The organism is Streptomyces sp. CS113 (genome assembly GCF_002188365.1).
Taxonomy (GTDB): domain Bacteria; phylum Actinomycetota; class Actinomycetes; order Streptomycetales; family Streptomycetaceae; genus Streptomyces; species Streptomyces tendae.
Genome location: NZ_KZ195574.1, coordinates 8,189,238 through 8,209,314, shown reverse-complemented (window position 1 = coordinate 8,209,314; position 20,077 = coordinate 8,189,238). Strand labels below are relative to the sequence as shown.

At 73.4% G+C, this 20,077-nt stretch carries 20 protein-coding genes; 8 read left to right on the top strand and 12 right to left on the bottom strand.

Annotation, left to right across the window (positions count from 1 at the left end):
* Positions 1 to 31 precede the first annotated feature (31 nt).
* The 4 genes from pgm to B9W62_RS37085 all read right to left on the bottom strand — a co-directional run bounded on the left by pgm (position 32) and on the right by B9W62_RS37085 (position 4,002).
* Entirely contained in the window at positions 32 to 1,672 is a 1,641-nt protein-coding gene (gene pgm / locus B9W62_RS37100; protein WP_087811285.1) for a phosphoglucomutase (alpha-D-glucose-1,6-bisphosphate-dependent), read from the bottom strand.
* Between the two features lie 88 nt (positions 1,673 to 1,760).
* The gene (locus tag B9W62_RS37095; RefSeq protein WP_087812279.1) at positions 1,761 to 2,189 is read right to left on the bottom strand and encodes a hypothetical protein; all 429 of its coding nucleotides are present in this window, start codon (positions 2,187 to 2,189) and stop codon (positions 1,761 to 1,763) included.
* A 127-nt stretch (positions 2,190 to 2,316) separates the two neighbouring features.
* Complete coding sequence (locus B9W62_RS37090) at positions 2,317 to 3,057, bottom strand: Type 1 glutamine amidotransferase-like domain-containing protein (RefSeq protein ID WP_087811284.1); 741 nt, start codon at positions 3,055 to 3,057, stop codon at positions 2,317 to 2,319.
* A gap of 9 nt (positions 3,058 to 3,066) precedes the next feature.
* A complete protein-coding gene (locus B9W62_RS37085; protein WP_087811283.1) occupies positions 3,067 to 4,002 on the bottom strand; it encodes a LysR family transcriptional regulator in 936 nt (311 codons plus the stop codon).
* 94 nt (positions 4,003 to 4,096) lie between these two features.
* On the opposite strand from B9W62_RS37085, the gene mdlC reads away from it, so the two are divergent.
* The 3 genes from mdlC to B9W62_RS37070 all read left to right on the top strand — a co-directional run bounded on the left by mdlC (position 4,097) and on the right by B9W62_RS37070 (position 8,630).
* Entirely contained in the window at positions 4,097 to 5,677 is a 1,581-nt protein-coding gene (gene mdlC / locus B9W62_RS37080) for a benzoylformate decarboxylase (RefSeq protein ID WP_087811282.1), read from the top strand.
* A gap of 137 nt (positions 5,678 to 5,814) precedes the next feature.
* On the top strand, positions 5,815 to 7,269 hold the full coding sequence (locus tag B9W62_RS37075; protein WP_087811281.1) for a benzaldehyde dehydrogenase: 1,455 nt from the start codon (positions 5,815 to 5,817) through the stop codon (positions 7,267 to 7,269).
* Between the two features lie 89 nt (positions 7,270 to 7,358).
* Positions 7,359 to 8,630, top strand: a complete 1,272-nt coding sequence (locus B9W62_RS37070; protein WP_087811280.1) for an MFS transporter — start codon at positions 7,359 to 7,361, stop codon at positions 8,628 to 8,630.
* Between the two features lie 92 nt (positions 8,631 to 8,722).
* On the opposite strand, the gene B9W62_RS37065 is transcribed toward B9W62_RS37070, so the two are convergent.
* Together B9W62_RS37065 and B9W62_RS37060 are read right to left on the bottom strand one after the other, a co-directional pair.
* A complete protein-coding gene (locus B9W62_RS37065; RefSeq protein WP_087811279.1) occupies positions 8,723 to 9,484 on the bottom strand; it encodes a PepSY domain-containing protein in 762 nt (253 codons plus the stop codon).
* A 66-nt stretch (positions 9,485 to 9,550) separates the two neighbouring features.
* Positions 9,551 to 10,537: a LysR family transcriptional regulator gene (locus B9W62_RS37060; protein WP_087811278.1), complete on the bottom strand. Its 987-nt coding sequence runs from the start codon at positions 10,535 to 10,537 to the stop codon at positions 9,551 to 9,553.
* Positions 10,538 to 10,765: 228 nt separating this feature from the next.
* On the opposite strand from B9W62_RS37060, the gene snpA reads away from it, so the two are divergent.
* On the top strand, positions 10,766 to 11,449 hold the full coding sequence (snpA, locus tag B9W62_RS37055) for a snapalysin (protein WP_087811277.1): 684 nt from the start codon (positions 10,766 to 10,768) through the stop codon (positions 11,447 to 11,449).
* Between the two features lie 73 nt (positions 11,450 to 11,522).
* Here the strand turns inward: snpA and B9W62_RS37050 are convergent, their stop codons facing one another.
* Positions 11,523 to 12,242: an adenosylcobinamide amidohydrolase gene (locus B9W62_RS37050; RefSeq protein WP_087811276.1), complete on the bottom strand. Its 720-nt coding sequence runs from the start codon at positions 12,240 to 12,242 to the stop codon at positions 11,523 to 11,525.
* 176 nt (positions 12,243 to 12,418) lie between these two features.
* On the opposite strand from B9W62_RS37050, the gene B9W62_RS37045 reads away from it, so the two are divergent.
* The gene (locus tag B9W62_RS37045; protein WP_087811275.1) at positions 12,419 to 12,769 is read left to right on the top strand and encodes a hypothetical protein; all 351 of its coding nucleotides are present in this window, start codon (positions 12,419 to 12,421) and stop codon (positions 12,767 to 12,769) included.
* A 51-nt stretch (positions 12,770 to 12,820) separates the two neighbouring features.
* Here B9W62_RS37045 and B9W62_RS37040 read toward each other — a convergent pair whose 3' ends face one another.
* Positions 12,821 to 14,017: a globin domain-containing protein gene (locus B9W62_RS37040; RefSeq protein WP_087811274.1), complete on the bottom strand. Its 1,197-nt coding sequence runs from the start codon at positions 14,015 to 14,017 to the stop codon at positions 12,821 to 12,823.
* A 72-nt stretch (positions 14,018 to 14,089) separates the two neighbouring features.
* The gene (nsrR, locus tag B9W62_RS37035) at positions 14,090 to 14,536 is read right to left on the bottom strand and encodes a nitric oxide-sensing transcriptional repressor NsrR (RefSeq protein ID WP_087811273.1); all 447 of its coding nucleotides are present in this window, start codon (positions 14,534 to 14,536) and stop codon (positions 14,090 to 14,092) included.
* A 151-nt stretch (positions 14,537 to 14,687) separates the two neighbouring features.
* On the opposite strand from nsrR, the gene B9W62_RS37030 reads away from it, so the two are divergent.
* Positions 14,688 to 15,128 carry a hypothetical protein gene (locus B9W62_RS37030; RefSeq protein WP_087811272.1) on the top strand — a complete coding sequence of 147 codons (441 nt, stop codon included), beginning with the start codon at positions 14,688 to 14,690 and terminating at the stop codon, positions 15,126 to 15,128.
* Here the strand turns inward: B9W62_RS37030 and B9W62_RS37025 are convergent, their stop codons facing one another.
* Positions 15,129 to 15,989: a helix-turn-helix domain-containing protein gene (locus B9W62_RS37025; protein ID WP_087811271.1), complete on the bottom strand. Its 861-nt coding sequence runs from the start codon at positions 15,987 to 15,989 to the stop codon at positions 15,129 to 15,131.
* A gap of 113 nt (positions 15,990 to 16,102) precedes the next feature.
* On the opposite strand from B9W62_RS37025, the gene B9W62_RS37020 reads away from it, so the two are divergent.
* Complete coding sequence (locus B9W62_RS37020; protein WP_087811270.1) at positions 16,103 to 17,002, top strand: oxidoreductase; 900 nt, start codon at positions 16,103 to 16,105, stop codon at positions 17,000 to 17,002.
* 11 nt (positions 17,003 to 17,013) lie between these two features.
* On the opposite strand, the gene B9W62_RS37015 is transcribed toward B9W62_RS37020, so the two are convergent.
* Positions 17,014 to 18,735, bottom strand: a complete 1,722-nt coding sequence (locus B9W62_RS37015) for an MFS transporter (protein ID WP_087811269.1) — start codon at positions 18,733 to 18,735, stop codon at positions 17,014 to 17,016.
* Positions 18,732 to 19,220 carry a MarR family winged helix-turn-helix transcriptional regulator gene (locus B9W62_RS37010; RefSeq protein ID WP_087811268.1) on the bottom strand — a complete coding sequence of 163 codons (489 nt, stop codon included), beginning with the start codon at positions 19,218 to 19,220 and terminating at the stop codon, positions 18,732 to 18,734. The genes B9W62_RS37015 and B9W62_RS37010 overlap by 4 nt, the downstream gene beginning before the upstream one ends.
* 112 nt (positions 19,221 to 19,332) lie before the next feature.
* Here B9W62_RS37010 and B9W62_RS37005 point away from each other — a divergent pair, with 112 nt between their 5' ends.
* Positions 19,333 to 20,025, top strand: coding sequence for a GAF and ANTAR domain-containing protein (locus tag B9W62_RS37005; protein WP_087811267.1), 693 nt, complete (start codon positions 19,333 to 19,335; stop codon positions 20,023 to 20,025).
* Positions 20,026 to 20,077: the final 52 nt, after the last annotated feature.

Sequence of the window (20,077 nt, the reverse complement as noted above, 5' to 3'; positions counted from 1 at the left end):
CCGCCGCCCGTAGGGCGTCGGCGGGACGAGGTCAGCCGCTCAGGGCGGCGAGGACGACGTCCTTGGCCTCGTCCTGCACCTGCCGGAGGTGGTCCGCCCCGCGGAACGACTCGCCGTAGATCTTGTAGACGTCCTCGGTACCGGAGGGACGGGCCGCGAACCAGGCGTTCTCGGTGGTCACCTTGATGCCGCCGATCGCTGCGCCGTTGCCGGGTGCCTCGGTGAGGACGCCGGTCACCGGTTCCCCGGCGAGGGTGTCGGCCGTGACCTGGGCCGGGGACAGCTTGGCCAGGCGGGCCTTCTCCTCGCGGGTGGCGGGGGCGTCGATGCGGGCGTAGGCGGGCTCGCCGAACCGGGCGGTGAGCGCGGCGTAGTGCTCGGACGGGGTCTTGCCGGTGACGGCGGTGATCTCGGAGGCGAGCAGGGCGAGGATGATGCCGTCCTTGTCGGTGGTCCACACGGAGCCGTCCCGGCGCAGGAACGACGCCCCGGCCGACTCCTCGCCGCCGAAGCCGAGGGAGCCGTCGACCAGTCCGTCCACGAACCACTTGAAGCCCACGGGCACTTCGACCAGGCGGCGACCGAGGTCGGCGGCGACCCGGTCGATCATGCCGGAGGACACCAGCGTCTTGCCCACGCCCGCGTCGGCCGGCCAGTCGGAGCGGTGGGCGTAGAGGTAGGCGATGGCGGTGGCGAGGTAGTGGTTGGGGTTCATCAGGCCGGCGTCCGGGGTGACGATGCCGTGCCGGTCGGCGTCGGCGTCGTTGCCGGTGGCGATGTCGAAGCGGTCGCGCCGCTCGATGAGGGAGGCCATGGCGTGCGGTGACGAGCAGTCCATGCGGATCTTGCCGTCCCAGTCCAGGGTCATGAACCGCCAGGTCGGGTCGGTGAGCGGGTTGACCACCGTCAGGTCGAGCCGGTGCTGTTCGGCGATCCGTCCCCAGTACGCCACGGAGGCGCCGCCCAGCGGGTCCGCGCCGATGCGGACGCCCGCCGAGCGGATCGCGTCGAGGTCCAGGACGCTCGGCAGGTCGCGGACGTAGGCGTCGAGGAAGTCGTGGCGGCCGGTGCCGGGGGCCGCGAGGGCCCGCGCGTACGGGAGCCGTCGTACGTCCTTCAGCCCGGCCGCGATGATCTCGTTGGCCCGGTCCTGGATCCAGGAGGTGGCGTCCGAGCCCGCGGGGCCGCCGTTCGGCGGGTTGTACTTGAAGCCGCCGTCGGCGGGCGGGTTGTGCGAGGGGGTGACGACCACGCCGTCGGCGAGGCCCGAGGTGCGGCCCCTGTTGTGGGTGAGGATGGCGTGGGAGACCGCCGGGGTGGGGGTGTAGCCGTCCGCGCTGTCGACGAGGACGGTCACGTCGTTGCCGGCGAACACCTCCAGCGCGGTGACCCTCGCGGGCTCGGACAGGGCGTGGCTGTCGGCGCCCAGGAAGAGCGGACCGTCGGTGCCCTGTGCCGAGCGGTACTCGCAGATGGCCTGGCTGGTGGCGGCGATGTGGTCCTCGTTGAACGCCGCCACCAGGGACGAACCCCGGTGCCCGGACGTCCCGAAGGCCACCCGCTGCCCCGGCTCGGCCGGGTCCGGGTGCAGGGCGTAGTACGCCGTCACCAGCCGGGCGACGTCGATCAGGTCCTCGGGGCCGGCCGGCTTCCCGGCTCGGTCGTGCTGCATGCGCCCACTCCTCCGCATAGGTCGGGACTTCGCTCGCGGGTCCCATCTTCCCCTGTCCGGGGAGCGGCGCCGTGCGGGGCGGCCGGTGTCAGATCCGGCCGCCGGTGAGCCGGGTGAGGGGCCCGTGCGTGTGACGTCCGGCGCGGCGGCCCATCGCGTACGACGCGGCGGTCACGGCGGTGAGGCCGGCGCCGACGCCGGCGGCGACGAGCTTGCGCTGGGCGACCACCGTCCAGGCGGTCTTGGCCGTGGCCGCGACCTGTCCCGTGGTGGCGACGACGGCCTGGCGGCCGGCCGCGACGCCCTTGGCCGCCGTGTGGACGGCGCCGTTCGCGGCGTCGGCGGAGCGCTGGGCACCGGCCTTGGCCGCCGACGCGGCGTCACTCGCCTTGCCCGCGGCGGCCTGTCCCGCCCGTGCCGCGGGCGCGGTCGTCTTCTCGGCGGCACCGCGCGCCTTGGACTCGGCGGTCCGCGTACTGGTGGGCTTCTTGTTCGTGTCCTTGTTCGGATCGCTCATGGACACCGCCTTGCCCCTCACCGCGTCGGCAAACGCGCCCGTCCCGCACCGGTGCGCCACCGGCCGGTCCGGGCACTCAACGAAGCTTTGCCGCCGGGGTGTTGTCCCGCTCACCGCCGCGGCCGGTTCACCGCCACGGACCGGGCAGGTCGCGCGGCTCCAGCCGCTCCTCGACCGCTGTGTCACCGTCGCGTACCACCACGTAGGCGCCCTTGCCCGGGACTTCGGTGACCGCCTCGACCAGTTCGGTGCCGCGGTACACCAATCCGACGCCGTCGTCCGTGCAGTGGGCCGTCGGGAGGGTGCCGTCGGCGACGAGGCGGTGGATCAGGGGACGGCGGCCGGGGTCGACGTCGTAGTGGACGCCGTTGCCGTAGGGCAGGAAGTCCAACGCGTCGGTGATCGGGCGCAGTTCGGGGCCGAAGGAGTCGGTCGCGCCGCCCCGGAACCAGCACAGGGAGCCCGCGCTCACGCCGCTGAGCACGACGCCCGCCTCCCAGGCCCTGCGCATGATCCGGTCCAGGCCGTGCACGCGCCACACGGCCAGCAGGTTGGCGACCGAACCACCCATGACCCAGACGACGTCCTGGTCGAGCACGGTCTCCTCGACGTCCTCGACGTTGGGCATGGGGAACAGGTGCAGCGGTGTCAGGTCGAAACCGGCGACCCGGGCGGCCTCCGTCATACGGGCGGTGAAGTGCTCGGCGTCCCCTATGGCCGTGCCCACGTACAGGACGCGGGGGCGCCGGCCGTGCGCGCCCGAGAGGTCCACCGCGTGGTGGACCAGGGCGTCGAAGGCCACCATGGTGCGGCCGCCCGCGCGGTGGCCGCCCGAGGTGGCGAGGATGGTGGGTTCCGGTGCCGTCATGCGGTGATCCTAACGACGGCTCGACGGCGGCAGCTGGGCCGCGCTCACCTGCTCGCCCAGCACCTCGGCCAGGAACTGCACGAGCCAGCGCTGGGCCGGGCTGCGCGAGGACTCGTGCCGTGCGTACAGGGCGATCTCGATGGGCTCGGTCTCGAACGGCAGCCGCACCAGGCGCACTCGGTGCGAGGCCGTGAAGACCTCGCCGACGTACTCGGGGACGATGGCCACCAGGTCGGTCTGCTCCAGCAGGTAGGGCAGCATCGAGAAGCGGGTGGCGTCCACGGCCACCCGTTCCAGGAGCCCGTGCGCGCCCAGCAGGGCCCTGGGCGCGACGTGGCCGCTCGGCCCGAACACCGTCGCGTGGTGCTCCGCCGCGAGGTCCGCCGACGTGACCGCGTCGCCCCGCACGCGCGGATGGTCGGCCGCGACCATCAGGACGTAGCGCTCGCGGAAGAGCGGGATGCGCACGGTGAGGTGCGAGGTGATCACCGGGGTGGCCACGAACGCGTCGAGGTCGCCGCGGCGCAGCTGCCCCTCGGCGTCCTCCACGTCGAAGGGCCGGACGGTGAACGACACCCCCGGGGCCCGCTCCCGCGCGGCGGCCACGAGTCTCGGCAGCAGCGTGGCCTCGCCGAGGTCGGACAGGGCGATGGTGAAGCGGCCCGACATCGACCCGGCGTCGAAGAGGTCGCCCTGGCGGACCGTCCCGTCGATCTCCGCCAGCGCGCGCTGGAGCGGCAGGTACAGCCGCCGGGCGCCGGCCGTGGGGGTCAGCCCGCGTCCGTTGCGGCGGAACAGCTCGTCGTCGAAGTGCCGGCGCAGCTTGCCCAGGCTGTAGCTGACGGTGGGCTGCGTGACGTGGAGCGTCTCGGCGGTGGCGGTGACACTGCCGGTCTCGTAGAGCAGCACGAAGACGCGGGCCAGGTTGAGATCGAAGGTGCCCATATCGAAAAACTCTATATCGGAGTGCCGAAACATCTATTGGTGCCCATGTCGCGGGGTGCCTAGCGTGTGCCGCGTCACTTCGAAAGGAATGTCCGTGCCATCCGTGCGTCGTGTCTCCCACGAGTTCCTGGAGCGCCAAGGGCTCACCACCGTCTTCGGTAATCCGGGCTCCAACGAGCTGCCCTTCCTCGCCGAGCTGCCCGACGGCTTCCGCTACGTCCTCGGTCTGCACGAGGGCGCCGTCGTAGGCATGGCCGACGGGTACGCCCAGGCGACCGGCCGCCCGGTGCTGGTCAACCTGCACGCCGCCTCCGGCTCGGGCAACGCGATGGGCGCCCTGACGAACGCCGTCGCCTCCCGGACGCCGCTCGTGGTGGTGGCCGGACAGCAGGTGCGCCCCGCCATCGGCCCGGAGGCCAACCTGGCCAGCGTCGACGCCCCCGCCCTGATGAAGCCGCTGGTCGGCTGGGCTGCGGAACCGGCGTGCGCCGGGGACGTGCCGCGGGCGCTCGCCCAGGCCGTCTTCGAGGCGCGGCTCCAGCGCCGGCCCACCTACCTGTCCGTGCCGTACGACGACTGGTCGGCCGAGGTCGACGACAACGCCCTGGCCGTGCTCGACCGGCGGGTCGTCCGGGGCTCGGTGCCGGGGGACGAGCAGCGCCGGTGGCTCGTGAAGCAGGTCGCCTCGGCCCGGCGCCCCGCGCTCGTGCTGGGCGGGGACATCGACTCGGCCGGCCGCTTCGACGACGCCGTGCGGCTGGCCGAGCGGCTGGGCGGCCCGGTGTGGGCGGCGCCCTCGCAGTTCCGGCTGCCGTTCCCGAACCGGCACCCGCGGTTCCGGGGCGTGCTGCCCGCCGGGATCGCGCCGATCTCGGCGGCGTTCGAGGGCCACGACCTGGTGCTCGTGCTGGGCGCGCCGGTCTTCCGCTACCACGAGCACCTGCCCGGCCGGTACCTGCCCGAGGGCACCCGGCTGATCCAGGTGACCGACGACGCCTCCGCCGCCGCGCGGGCGCCGATGGGCGAGGCGCTGGTCGCCGACCCCGGCGCCGTCGTGGACGTACTCCTGGAGGCGCTCGACGCCGCCGACGGGCCCGCGGAGGCGTACCGGCCCGTGCCCGAGCCGCTCACCGCCGAGGGACCCGCGCTCCATCCGGAGCAGGTCTTCGCCGCGCTGCGCGAGGAGATGCCCGGGGACACCGCGTACGTCGTCGAGTCGACGTCGACCAACGCGGCGTGGTGGCGCCAGATGGACCTGCGCCGCCAGGGCTCCTACTACTTCCCGGCGGCCGGCGGCCTCGGTTTCGGGCTGCCCGGCGCGGTCGGCGTCGCGATGGCCCAGCCCGGCCGTCCGGTGGTCGGCGTGATCGGGGACGGCTCGGCCAACTACGGCATCACCGCGCTGTGGACGGCCGCGCAGCACCGGGTCCCGCTCACCGTCGTCCTGCTGCGCAACGGCACGTACGGGGCGCTGCGCTGGTTCGGCGGGCTGCTCGGCGTGCCGGACGCGCCGGGCCTCGACATCCCCGGCCTCGACTTCACCCGCATCGCGGAGGGCTACGGCGTCCGCGCCCAGCACGTCGGCGAGGTGGCGGAGCTGCGCGCCGCGCTCGCCGAGACACCGGACCACCCCCGGCTGATCCAGGTGGACACGGCGCTCACCACGCCCTCCTGAACCGACGCGAACCCGACTCGAAGCCGACTCGAACCCGACGCGACCGAAGAACGCGATCGAAGCCCCCGGCCGAAGACCCCGACCGACCGAAGACCGGCCGAAGACCCCGACCGAAGATCCCGACGAGAGGGAAGACGATGACACTCCTGGACAGCGCCGTCTGGGGCGGGAAGTTCCACAGCGACGGCTGGCAGGACTCCCCCACCGAGCAGCCGGTGACCGAGCCCGCCACCGGCGACCGGCTCGGCACGGTGGGCCTGGCCACCGCCGAGGACGTGAACCGCGCCGCCGCCCGGGCCGCCGAGGCCCAGCGCGCGTGGGCGGCGACCTCGCCGCAGCAGCGGGCCGCCGTGCTGCGGCGCGCGGGCGAGCTGTTCACCGAGCACGCCGCCGAGATCGAGGACTGGCTGGTGCGCGAGGCCGGCTCGGTGCGGTCCAAGGCGGGCTTCGAGGCGGGGCTGGCGATCGGCGAGTGCTTCGAGTGCGCCGGGCTGCCCACGCATCCCCAGGGCGAAGTGCTCACCTCCGAGGACGCCCGCTGGTCGCTCGCCCGGCGCCGCCCCGCCGGTGTCGTCAGCGTCATCGCGCCCTTCAACTTCCCGCTCATCCTCGGCCTGCGTTCGGTGGCCCCCGCGCTGGCGCTCGGCAACGCCGTGCTGCTGAAGCCGGACCCGCGCACCGCGGTGAGCGGCGGCGTCGTCATCGCCCGGATCTTCGAGGAGGCGGGTCTTCCGGCCGGTGTCCTGCACCTGCTGCCGGGCGACGGGTCGGTCGGCCGGGCAGTGGTGGAGGCGCCCGAGGTCCGGGTGATCTCGTTCACCGGTTCCACTCCGGTCGGGCGGGCCATCGGCGAGCAGGCCGGACGGCTGCTGAAGCGGGCGCACCTGGAGCTGGGCGGCAACAACGCCCTGGTCGTGCTGCCCGGCGCGGACGTGGCGAAGGCGGCCTCGGCGGGCGCGTTCGGCTCCTATCTGCACCAGGGGCAGATTTGCATGACGACCGGCCGGCACATCGTGCACGAGTCGCTGGTGGAGGAGTACACCGCCGCACTCGCCGCGAAGGCCGAGGCGCTCCCGGTGGGCGACCCGGCGCGGGAGGACGTGGCGCTGGGGCCGATCATCGACCGCCGGCAGCTGGAGCGGGTGCACGGCATCGTCACCGACAGCGTCGCGGCGGGCGCCAAGGTCGCCGCGGGCGGCGAGATCGACGGCGCGGGCTACCGTGCCACCGTGCTGACCGGTCTGACGACGGACATGCCGGCCTGGCGCGAGGAGATCTTCGGCCCGGTCGCCCCCGTCATCTCCTTCTCCACGACGGAGGAGGCCGCGCGGATCGTCAACGACTGCGAGTACGGGCTGTCCGTCGGCATCCTCGGCGACGTGGGTACGGCGATGAAGCTCGCCGACCGGATCGACTCCGGCAAGGTGCACATCAACGAGCAGACGGTCAGCGACGAGCCGAACGCGCCCTTCGGCGGGGTCAAGGCCTCCGGCACCGGCTCCCGGTTCGGCGGCGCCGCGGCCAACCTCGAGGCGTTCACCGAGACCCAGTGGCTCACGGTCCGCCCGGACATCGCCGACTACCCGTTCTGATCCCTCCGGTCACCCGTACCGGTCCCGCCCGGCCGCCCCGGCCGGTCCGGCTCCGCTCACTCACACCCGTCCCCGGGGGGAGAGTCGTCATGGCTTCCACCACCACGTCCGGCGCGCCCGCGCAGACCGGCCGCGCCGTCAGCGGCACCTGGACGGTGGTCCTGTGCTGGATCACCGTTCTGCTCGAGGGCTACGACCTCGTCGTCCTCGGCGCCATCATCCCCACCCTGCTCAAGACCCACCATCTCGGCATGACCGCGGGTGACGCGACCACGATCGCGACGCTCTCCCTGGTGGGCGTCGCCATCGGCGCGGTCTGCGTCGGTCCGCTGGCCGACCGGCTGGGCCGGCGCCGCCTGCTCATCGGCTCGGTCGTGCTCTTCTCGGTCCTCACGATCGTGGTGCCGCTGGCGAACTCCGTCGCCATGTTCGCCGCGCTGCGCCTCCTCGCCGGTCTGGGTCTGGGCGCCTGCATGCCGGTCTCGCTCACGATGATGGCCGAGCACATGCCGGCCAGCCGCCGGGCGCGGGCCAGCACCCTGACGATGACCGGCTACCACACCGGTGCGGTGATCACCTCGCTGCTGGCGCTCCAGGTGACGGACAACTGGGAGATCCTCTTCTACCTGCTCGGCGTCGTCGGCCTGGTGATCGCCGCGATCCAGTGGTTCAAGCTGCCGGAGTCGGAGGCCTTCGTGCGGGCCAAGCAGGACGGGGCGCAGCGGGTGCCGTTCACCGAGCTGCTCAAGCCGGCGTACCTGCGTGCGGGCATCGGCATCTGGGTCGCCTCGTTCATGGGGCTGCTGCTGGTCTACGGCCTCAACACCTGGCTGCCGAAGCTGATGAACGACGCCGGCTACCCCGTGCCGACGGCCGTGACCCAGCTCCTGGTGCTCAACATCGGCGGCGTCGTCGGCCTGGTCCTCGGCGGGTACGTCGCCGACCGGCGGGGCATCAAGGGCACCACCATGGTCTGGTTCGCCGTCTCGGTGCTGATGCTGGGGTGTCTGAGCATCAAGATGGAGAGCGACCTGCTGCTCAACGTCGTGGTCTTCTTCACCGGTGTGTTCGTCTTCTCGGCCATGGTGCTGGTCTACGCCTACGTGACGCACTACTACCCGGCGTCCGTGCGCGGCACCGCGCTCGGGTCGGCGTCCGGGATCGGCCGGATCGGCTCGATCGTGGGCCCGTCGATCACCGGCGCGCTGGTCGCCTCGGGAGTCGGTCACCCGTGGGGCTTCTACTTCTTCGCCGCGGTGGCGGTCCTCGGCTTCCTGGCCGTACTGACGCTGCCGCGCGGCGGCGGGAGCGAGCCGGCCGGGGCCACCGCGACCGCGGCGCCCGCCGCGCCGGCCGGGTGACGCCCTGACGGCATGAGGAACGGGAGCAGTGGGCCGCGCGGCCCGCTGCTCCCGTCGGTGTCCGTGGGGGTGGTGTCTCAGGGGCTGATGTCTCAGTCCTTGTCGACCTTCTGGCTCAGCACCTTGCCGTTGGCCGCGTCGACCTCGACGGTGGTCTTGTTCCAGTTGCCCTTGTCGACCACGTCGACGCCCCAGACGGCCTGCTGGTTGTCGTTGTCGCCGAGTTCGACGTGGGTGACCGTGCCCTTGGCCTTGGCGGTGGCCGCCTTGACCGCCTGCTCCGGCGTCTGCTTGGCCTTGTCCAGCCACTCGCTGATCTGGGTCTTGTCGTCGGGGTCCTGGTCCGGGTCGACCATGGTGCGGAAGACCTTGCCGTTCACCGCGTCGATGTCGATGCGGTGCAGGGTGCCGTCGGACTGGGCGACCTTGGCCTCCCACTCCGGGGCGCCCTCGCTGGGCGCGGGGTTCGGCATGCTGGGGCTCGGGGAACCGGTCGGCGAGCCCGTCGGCGACGCGGTGGCGTCGGCCTCCACGCGCTTGAGTTCGAGGTCCACGAGCTTGCCCTCGGGGACCTCCTTGACGGCGGTGTCGGCGGCCTTGTCCCAGGTGACCTTCGTCGCGGAGACGAGGTCCTTGCGCTCGGTCTGGTCCTCGTTCATCGAGGGAGAGCCGGTGGGGGACGGGGACTGGGTATCGGTGCCGGTCGGGGAGGGGGACTCGGTCTGGGCCGCCTCCGCGACGCTGGAACGGGTCGTATCGGCGTTCGTGCAGGCCGTCAGCAGCAGGACGGAGGCGCCCAGGGCACCGGTCACGGCCAGCGAACGCAAGGGGGGAAGTCGTCGTGCAGAGCTCATGCTGCTGTCCGTAACCGATCCGTCACGCAGACACACCGGACCGGTGTGAAAATCACCCTATTGGCTTCAGCGGGCCCGCACGAACTCCACCCGGCCAGTTCCGGCGGCGGCCACCGGGCTCGGCGGCAGCGTCCGGATCCCGCCCCCTTCCAGCCACTCCCGGTAGGCGGTGGACTGGCGGGCTACCTCCCAGTAGGCGTCCTCCAGCGCCGGGAAGACGGCGTCCAGCTCGGCGCGGGTGCGGGCCGCCAGCAGCAGGCGTACGCCGAGGGGGTCGCCGCTCAGGCGCCGTACCGCCATGTCGGGGCGGGACTGGGAGCTGGGCTGGCAGACCGTGACGACCTCGCCGGTGGCGACCAGGGAGGCCGCGGTGTGGTAATCGCCGTGCAGCACCCGGGGATTGAGGCCGACGGCGCGCAGCATGCGGTGCACACCGTCCCATTCGCCGTCGACGGTGGGGTCGACCATCCACCGGTCGTCGGCCAGGTCGGCGAGCCGGACGACGGGCCGGACGGCCGCGGGGTGGTCGGCGGGCAGCATGACGAACTGCGGTTCGCGCTCGACCAGGACCCGCAGCCGCAGACCTTCGGGGATGTGCAGCGCGCTGCCCTCGACCTCGTGCACGAAGGCGACGTCGAGCTGCCCTTCGGTGACGCGGCGCAGCAGCGCGTTGGCGGAGACGTCCATTTGCAGGGTCGGTTCCAGACCCGGCCGTCTGAGCCGGCGCAGCCAGCCGGCCAGGGCGCGGCTGGCCGTGGAGCCGACCCGCAGTCTGCTGTCGCCGCCGGCCGCCGCGGCGCGGGCCTCGCGGACCAGGGTGCTCATGTCGGACAGCAGCGGCCTGGCCCGGCCGAGGACCGTCCGGCCGAGCGGGGTGGGGCGGCAGCCGGTGCGCTCGCGGGTGAACAGGGGGCCGCCCAGGGCCTGTTCGATGCGGGTCAGCTGGGTGCTCAACGTGGGCTGGGCGACACCCAGTTGACGTGCCGCCCGGTGCAGGCTGCCGGCGTCGGCGATGGCGCACAGTGCGCGTAGGTGCCTCACCTCGAGCTCCATGCAGGGAGCGTAAAGCGGAACAGTTGGTTGCGCCAGGTGAACAAAACGCGGCGGAACAGGGCGAGTTCTGCACACTGGGCAAAGCCGCAACGGGTGGCCGGCCCGGGCGGCCGGACGGTGGGTGATAGCCCGGCCCTATCACCTGTTGCCATCATCACAGCGGGCTCATGGCCGCCCCACACTCACCGATGACGACTTCTCCCCACTCCCCCACTCAAGGAGTCATCGATGCGTATCAGCCTGCCCCTGCTGTCCACCGCGGTCGGTCTCGGACTGACGGCGGCCGTGCTCGGCACCGGCCCCGCCGCGACGGCCGCGGCGCCCCAGGAGCCGGTCCGGGCGGCCCAGCTCGGCTACCAGCCCTCGGCCGGCTCGGGCGAGGACGCGGCCGCCAACCGCGCGTTCTTCGAGGCGGTCGTCAAGTCCGTCGCCGAGAAGCGCGCCGCCAACCCGTCGGCCGCCGCGGCCGTCACGGTCTACTACAGCGCCACCAACGCGCCGAGCTTCCGTTCGCAGATATCCCGCTCGGCCCAGATCTGGAACAGCTCGGTGTCCAACGTGCGGCTCGCGGAGTCGAGTTCGGGCGCGGACTTCGCGTACTACGAGGGCAACGACTCGCGCGGCTCGTACGCCTCCACCGACGGGCACGGCAGCGGGTACATCTTCCTCGACTACCGGCAGAACCAGCAGTACGACTCGACCCGGGTGACCGCCCACGAGACCGGGCACGTGCTCGGGCTTCCCGACCACTACTCCGGGCCGTGCAGCGAGCTGATGTCGGGCGGCGGCCCCGGCCCGTCCTGCACCAACCCCTACCCGAACTCCACCGAGCGCAGCCGGGTGAACCAGCTGTGGGCCAACGGCTTCCAGGCCGCCCTCGACAAGGCACTGGAGAAGGCCTCCCAGCGCTGACGTCCGCGGCGGACAACCGTGTGGGCGGCCCGGCCGGGCCGCCCACACCCGCGTGTGCCCGGGCCCGCCCCGCTCAGGGGTGCGCGACGGCGGGAAGCGCCGCGCCCACGGCCCGGTGGACGGCCCGGGCGAGCCGGGCGCCCCACTCGGACCGGGGCCCCGCGAAGGCGTGCACGTCGGCGCCGTCGCGTGGGGCCCGCGCCGCCACGCACACCGCGTCGGTGGGGGTGCCGGAGCAGTCGAGACCGGCGTCCAGAAGTGCCTGGACCTTGGCCTCGGTCGCCGTCATCACCGCGTTGACCAGGGCGGCGTCGCTCAGCGCGACGGGCAGCGCGACGACGATGTTGACGGTCCCGGGCGGCACGGCCCCGGTGGCGCACTCCTGCGGCGCGGCCCCGGTCGTGCACTCCTGCGGCGCGGCCGCCCAGCCGCGTACCGAGATGCCGGCGGTCGCCACGGCCTCCGTCCCGCCGTCCCGCGCCCGGCCGTGGGCGGACACGTCGGCGGCGGTCATCAGGCCCACGCCGGGTCCGCGGGCACCGGCGGCACGGGCCAGGCCGGCCAGGTGCCGTGCCGGGTCGGTGCGCCGGTAGCCGTGGGCGACCTGGGCGTTGAGCACCCACGCGCGCTCGGCGATCCCGCCGCCCAGCACCGCGCTGCTGACCATCCGCCAGCCCGGCCCCGGGCGCCACAGCAGCGCGTGCAGCCGTTCGCCGTCCTCCACCCGCGTCAGGTGTTCCGGGTCCAGCAGACGGGCGGCCCCGGTGCGGGGCGGCGGCAGGAGGGCGGGCACGGGTCGGGGTCTCCCAGCGGCGATCGGCGGAGGTCGGGGGCGGTCCGGACGATCGTACTCAGTGCCGGTGCCCGGGCGGCCGCCCGCCCGGTCCGTCGCGGGGCGCGTTGCGGACCCGGATCCGGGCACCTTCACTGAACACAACGTCGCCGCCGGGCGACGGATCGGAGGCCGCGATGCTGTCCCACACCCTGGAGCACGGGGTCCTGGTCATCACGGTGGACCGGGACCCGGGAATCGACGGGCGGGCCGCGCTGACCACGTACATCACCAACCTGGTCGACGCCCATCAGCCGACCCCCGTCGTCATCGTCCTGACCGAGCCGGCGGGCGGCCACGCCGCGGTCAGCGCGGTGCTCCGGGCGCACCAGTGGTGCGGGCGGCTCGGCGTCCTGATGTCCGTGGTCACCCACAGCGCGCCGGTCCGGCGGCTGCTGGAGGACAACGCCGACACCTCGGGCCCGCGCCTGGTGGTGCACGCCCGCGTCGACACCGCGATCAGCACCGCGTTCACCGCGGCGGCCTAACGCCCGTACCGGAGTTCCGCGCCGGCCGGCGGGGGCCGTCCGGCGCCTCGGCTACTGCCGTCCGAGCCAGAGGTCGGGGCCGAAGACCTCGTAGTGGATGGCCTCGGCGGGCACCCCGCGGTCCAGCAGCTGACCGCGGAGCGCGCGCATGAAGGGCACCGGGCCGCACAGGTAGGCCGTGAGGTGTTCGGGCAGGTCGAGACCGGTGAGGTCGGCGCGGCCGGTGGACGCCTCCGGTGCCTGGTCGCCGGGCTCCTCGTACCACAGGTGCAGCCGGGCGCCGGGCAGCGCGCGCACCAGGTCGAGCTGCTCCTGCCGGTGGGCGTGGCCGTCGGGGGTGCGGTCGGCGTGCACGACGGTCACCGGGCGGGTGGCGCCGCGCGCGGCCAGGTGGTCGAGCATGGAGAGGATCGGCGTGACGCCGATGCCGGCGGAGGCCAGCAGCAGCGGGCCGTCGTGCTCCGCCAGGGCCAGGTCGCCGGCCGGCAGTGACACGCTGAGCACGTCGCCCTTGCGGGCGTTCGCGTACAGCCAGGAGGAGACCTCGCCGTCCGGCTGCCCGTCGCCCCGGACGCGCTTGACGGTGATGCGCCGGCCGGACCTGCCGGGCGCGGCGGACAGGCTGTACTGGCGGATCTGCCGGGCGCCGTCGGGCAGTTCGACCTGGACGCTGACGTACTGCCCCGGCCGGAACGGTACGGCGGGACGGTCGTCGGCCGGTTCCAGGACGAGGGAGACCGCGTCGGCGCTCTCCTCGATCCGGTCGGCGACCGCCATGGACCGCCAGACGTCTCCCCCTTCGACGCCCTGGCGCTCGTAGAGGCGCGCCTCCAGGGCGATGAGCGCGTTGGCCATCAGCCAGTAGACCTCGTCCCAGGCCCGGGCGACCTCGGGGGTGACGGCGTCGCCGAGCACGTCGGCGACGGCGGCCATGAGGTGCCGGTGGACGATCGTGTACTGGTCGGGGGTGATGCCGAGCGAGACGTGCTTGTGGGCTATGCGCGAGAGCATCACGTCGGCGCGTTCGTCCGGGTGCTCCAGCAGCATGCCGGCGAACGCGGCGACGGAGCCCGCCAGGGCCCGCTGCTGCTCGCCGTTGGCCTGGTTCCCGCGGTTGAACAGGTCCCGCAGCAGCTCGGGGTGGGCGTCGAAGAGTTTGCGGTAGAACAGGTCGGCGATGTCGCCGATGGCCGCTCCAACGGCGGGAAGAGTGGCTCGGACCACGGGAACGGACTGTTCGGAGAGCACAGCGACTCCTTAATTGGTAGCTGAGATGCGTATTTTTGGTCGCGGCTGGACGTACTGCCGGGCCGCCGCCCGTCACCCCGAGGGGCGGTCCGTCAGGCCGATCAGGACCGGGCCGGTCGGCGAGGCCACCAGGTCGGTCACGGTCAGCGGGTCGAGCGCGGCGTAGAACGCCTCCTGGGCGTCGCGGAGCGCCCCGCGCAGCCGGCAGGCCCCGCGCAGCGGGCAGGGACTCTCCCCCTCGCAGTCGACCACCTCGCCGTCACCCTCGAGTTGGCGCACCAGCCAGCCCACCGAGGCGTTGCGCCCCCGGTCGGTCAGGGTCAGCCCGCCGCCGCGACCGCGCCGCGCCTCCACCACACCCAGGTGTTGCAGGCGGGTGATGGCCTTCGCCGCGTGCGTGTACGGCACACCGACCACCTCGGCCACCTCTCGGGTGGCCAGGGGATCGTCACCGTCTCTCACCACTGCCAGGCGCATGACCGAACGCAGCGCCAGGTCGGTGAACTTCGTCAACCGCACACCAGGACGCTATCAAATACGCATGCTAGGTTCGCGTTTACCCGGGCTGTCGGCCCTGTGCGGTGCGTCACCGGACGGCCGAACCCGGAGCGGACCGCTCAACAGGGCGGCGTACCGGAACGGTTGGGCACACGGAACGGCGGAACACCCGATGGCAGCGGAAGACGGCGACTCCCAGGGCCCGGCGGGCCCTCCCCTCCCCCGGGTGCTGTGCGACACGGCGCGGCTGCTGTCCCCGGGCGGCGACGCGCCGGCCGGCGCCCTGTGGAAGCTGGCGGAACCGGGACGGCAGCTCGACGCCAACGTCGTCCGCCTCCCCGCCGGAGGACGGGTGGACACCCACACCGAGCCCGACCTCGACGTCCTGCTCCTCGTCCTCGACGGAGCGGCCCGGCTGGAATCGGCCGACGGCGTGCACGCCCTGCGCGCGGGCGTCCTGACCTGGCTGCCGCACGGCTCGACCCGGGCCGTCCTCGCCGGGCCGGACGGGGTGACGTACCTGACCGTGCACCGCCGCCGTCCCGGCATGCGCATCCAGCCCCCGGAGGCCGCCGCCCGGCTGAGGCTGCCCCTCGGGGACGGCGACGCCTGATCAGACCTCGGGCGACGTCGGCGGACCGGCGGTCTCCGCGCGCGCGAGGGCCCGCAGCGCCGTGTCGTCCGCGCTGCCCGGCCGCGGGAAGTACACGTACAGCACCTGTCCTTCGGGGCCGGCGAGCGCGAACGTCTCGAAGTCGAGGCAGAGGATCCCGACGCCGTCGACCGCGAGGCGCTTGCGGCCCGTCACGCGGTCGTACACGTCGTGGGAGTCCCACAGGGCCCGGAATGCCTCGCTGCGCTCGCGCAGGGCCGCCACGAAGCCGGCGAGCTCCGCGGGCCTGGCGGCGGCGGTGGTGCGCAGGCCCGCGACCGCCTGGAGGCCGATCTCCTCCCAGTCCGGGTACACCTGCCGGGCCCGCGGGTCGAGGAAGGTGAATTCGACGAGGTTGTGTCCCGGGCTCCACGCCGGGTTGACGCGGTGCGCGAGAGCGGTGGCGGCCAGGACGTCGCGGTGCGGACCGACGACGAAGGCGGGCAGGTCGCACCAGCGGTCCAGCAGAATCCGCACCCCCGGTCGGACGGTGTCGGCCGGGGCCGGCGCCCTGCCGTTCGCGGGCGCGAGGGACGGCGCGACCAGGGACCAGAGGTAGGTCCGCTCGGTGTCGTCCAGGCGCAGCACGTCGGCCAGGGCCTGGAGAATCTCGCGGGAGGGATGCCGGTCCCGGCCCTGCTCGATACGGCTGTAGTAGGAGGGGCTCACCCCGGCGAGCAGCGCCAGCTCCTCGCGGCGCAGGCCCTTGACCCGCCGCCGCGTGTTGTCGACGACGCCCGCGGAAGCGGGGTCGATCCGCTCCCGGCGGCTGCGCAGGAAGGAACCGATCGGATTGCCGTCGGTGTGGTCGTCACGGGACATCGGCCCGACTGTACCGGTGCCGGACCACCGCGACGACGCCGCCGCCAGACCCTCCGGGGGCCACCCTCGAGGAGGTGTGGCACCGTCGTCCCGCGTCCGGCTGCAATGGGGGCATGAGAAATCGAACCACCGCACCGGACGACGACCCGGCCCGCACCTCCGGCGAGTTTGGTGGAACGCCGGTCTGGCTGATCACCGGATGCTCGGGCGGCCTGGGGCGCGCTCTTGCCCGGCACGCACTGGAGCGCGGCGACCGGGTCGCCGTCACCGCCCGTGACACGGCGGGCATCGCCGCCCTCGTGGACGCCCACGGCGACCGCGCGCTCGCCCTCCGCCTGGACGTCACCGACCCCGCCTCGGTCGCGGCCGCCGTCGAGGGGGCCGAGCAGGCGTTCGGACGCATCGACGTCCTGGTCAACAACGCCGGATACGGCTACCTCGCCGCCGTCGAGGAAGGTGAGGACGACGCGGTGCGCACCCTGTACGACACCAACGTGCACGGCGTGGTCACCGTCCTGAAGGCCGTGCTGCCCGGCATGCGGCGGCGCCGCTCGGGGCGGATCGTGAACATCTCGTCCTTCGGCGGTCTCGCGGCCTTCGCGGCGACGGGTCACTACCACGCGACCAAGTTCGCCCTGGAGGGACTGTCCGAGTCGCTGGCCGCGGAAGTCGCGCCGCTCGGCATCGCGGTCACCATCGTCGAACCCGGGGGTCTGCGCACGCAGTGGGCCGGAACGTCGATGCGGCAGTCGCCGACACGGCTCCAGGACTACGAGCAGACCGCGGGCAGGCGCCGGGCGGCGACCCTGGCGGTCTCCGGCCGCCAGCCCGGCGATCCCGTCCGCGCCGCCGCCGCGATCGCCACCGCCGTGGACTCGGCGACTCCGCCGCTGCGGCTCCTGCTCGGTTCGGACGCGCTCGCCGGTGCCCGCGCCCGCCTGGAACGGCTGCGGCACGAGATCGACGCCAACGAGGCCCTCACCCGCACCACCGACCTGGAGCGGACCTCCTGAACCGGGACCGCTCACCGTGCTTCGGTACGCAGCTCCGTGAGGGACCGCGCCGTCAGGGGGCGCGGCTCCTCGTCGGGGTCGACGAGGACGACGGTGCAGGTGGCGGTGTGGGTGAGGGCGCTGGTGAAGCTGCCGTCGGCGAACTGGGTGAGCGGTCCGCGCGGGGAGCGGCCGACCGCGACCGTGCGGGCGCCGACCTCGGCGGCGTGCCGGGCCAGGGCGCGGCCCGCGGCGGCGTGGTCGCCGACGCCGGTGAGGATCTGGCCGGTGGCGGCCACACCGAGGCCGACCAGCCGGTCGAGGTGCGCGGTGACGGCGGCCCTCGCCTCCGCTTCGGTCTCGGTGTCGGCGGCCTGTTCCTCGACGACGGCGGTCTGCCGTACGTGGACGACCTCGAGCGGGCTGCCGGTGTCGCGGGCGAGGCGTGCCGCGGCGTCCACGACGGCGGCGGCCCCGGGGTGGGCGCCGACCGCCACGACCACAGGTGGCGCGCCGGCCGGGACCGGGGTGCCGACGGGGGTCAGCGTCGGGGGCACGGATTCTCCCTCGCCGGTGTCCGTCTCGGCCCGGCGGAGCAGCCGGTGCCCGCTGGCCAGGACGGGGATGGCGAGGAGGAAGGTGGCGGCGCCGAGGTAGAAGGGGACGCTCAGGTCGGTGGCGTCGGCGAGCTTCCCGGCGACGTAGGGGGCCAGTCCGCCGCCGATGAAGCGCAGGAAGCCGTACGCCGAGGAGGCCACGGGACGCTCGACCGGGGAGACGAGCATGACGGCCTGGGTGGTGAGGGTGTTGTTGATGCCGATGAAGGCGCCGCTGACGACGACCGCGACGATCACGGTGGTGGGGTCGGCGACACCGGCGGCTATGACGGCCATGACGATGCCGAGGCCGAGCAGGTTGGCGTAGAGGACGGGCGCGGTGCCCCAGCGGGCCTGGAGACGGGGCGCGAAGAAGACGCTGAAGGCGGCGACCAGCAGGCCCCAGGCGGTGAAGACCAGGCCGAGTTCGTGGGCGTCCAGCTCCATCGGGTACGGGGCGTAGCCGAGCATGGTGAAGAAGCCCCAGTTGTACAGCAGGGCCATGATGCCCATGGTGAGCAGGCCGCGATGGCGCAGCGCCTTCAGCGGGGCGAGCGGTGAGGTGACCTTCTTGGGCCTCGGCAGGTCGGGGACAAGGGCGAGGGTGGCGATCAGGGCGACGGCCATCAGGGCGGCGACGCCGAAGAACGGGCCGCGCCAGCTGATGCCGCCCAGCTCGCCGCCGAGCAGGGGGCCTACGGCGATGCCGAGTCCGAGAGCGGTCTCGTAGAGGATGATCGCGCCGCTGAAGCCGCCGCTGGCGGAGGCCACGATGACCGCCAGGGAGGTGGCGATGAACAGGGCGTTGCCCAGTCCCCAGCCGGCCCGGAAGCCGACGATGCCGTTGATGGAGTCGGTGGCGCCCGCCAGTGCGGCGAAGACGACGATGACGGCGAGGCCGGTGACCAGGGTGCGCTTGGCGCCGATGCGGCTGGAGACCCAGCCGACGAAGAGCATGGCGACGGCGGTGACGATCAGGTAGCTGCTGAACAGCAGGGAGACCTGACTGGGGGTGGCGTCGAGGTTCTCGGCCAGCGCCGGCAGGATCGGGTCGACCAGGCCGATGCCCATGAACGAGATGACGCAGGCGAAGGCGACGGCCCAGACTGCCTTGGGCTGCCGGAAGGGACTGGCGGCCTTTCCGCGGGGTGCACTCATGCGCGGTCTTCCTCCGGGGGGTACGGGCGATTGCGGATGACCCGGGCCAGCGCCAGGAGCGCGGTGGTGGTGGCCTGCTGCTCCGGTCCGGTCATGTCCTCCATGAGCCGCTCAAGGGCCCGGGCACGCTCGGTGCGCCGCGCGGCCAGGACCTCGCGGCCGGTGGGCGTCACCGCCACGAGCACGCCCCGTCCGTCGCTCGCGTCGGCGGTGCGCCGGACCAGGCCCGCGCGTTCCAGACGCGTGACCAGCTGGGTCATGTTCGGCTGGGAGACGCCCTCGGCCCTGGCCAGCTCGGTCAGCCGCTCGGGGCCCTCGCGGCTCAGCCTGGCCAGGGCCGAGGAGGCGGCGGTGCTCAGCCCGCCGGTCCGGGCGCTCTGCCGCACGTACCGGATCATCTGCTCGACGGCGATGATCAGGTCGTCCGCGCTCGGGTCGTCCGGGGGCGGACCGTTCGGGCCGCGGCCCTGGGCCGGTGCGTCCATAAGCGCATTATGCATTTACGTGTACCGTGAAACAAGATGTGCCGCGGCAGCGTCCCCCGTTGCGTCCGGCCGCCCCCGGGGCACTCGTCAGGAGAGCTAGGGAGGAAGCGGTATGGACGACTGGCGCCAGTTCTCACAGCAGATGGCCTCTTTGGCACGCGATCTGCTGGCACAGGAATCGGTGAACGACACCCTGCGGCGGATCACCGCCTCGGCCACCGAGCTGGTGGCGGACTGCGACGCCGCCGGCATTCTCATCCTGCGCGGCGGCAAGGTGCAGTCGCTGGCTCCCACGGAGCAGGTGGTGATCGACAGCGACGAGTTGCAGGGCCGCGTCGGAGAGGGCCCCTGTTTCGACGCCGCCCGCACCTCCACCGGGGAGCGCCAGTTCCGGATCGTCGACTTCACCGACGAGGCGGTGCGCTGGCCCAAGTACGTCCCGGAGGCGCGCAAGCTGAACCTCGGCAGCATGATGGGCTTCCTGCTGTTCACCGAGGACGAGGACCTCGGCGCCCTGAACATGTACTCCTACCGGCCCGGCGCCTTCAGCGAGGCCGACGAGACGGCCGGCTGGCTGCTGGCCTCCCACGCGGCGGTCGCGTTCTCCAGCGCCCGCACCCACGCGCAGATGCAGGAGGCCATCGGCACCCGGCACACCATCGGGGAGGCCATGGGCATCCTCATGGGCAGGCACCGCCTCACCGAGGACCAGGCCTTCGCCACGCTGCGCCGGTACTCGCAGGACCACAACGTCAAACTCCGGGACGTGGCGGCCCGGGTCTGCGAGCGGGGCGCGCTGCCGTGAGCGGGCGCGGGGCGTTTGCTTCCCGCCCCGCGGGTAACTCCGGCATTCCGGA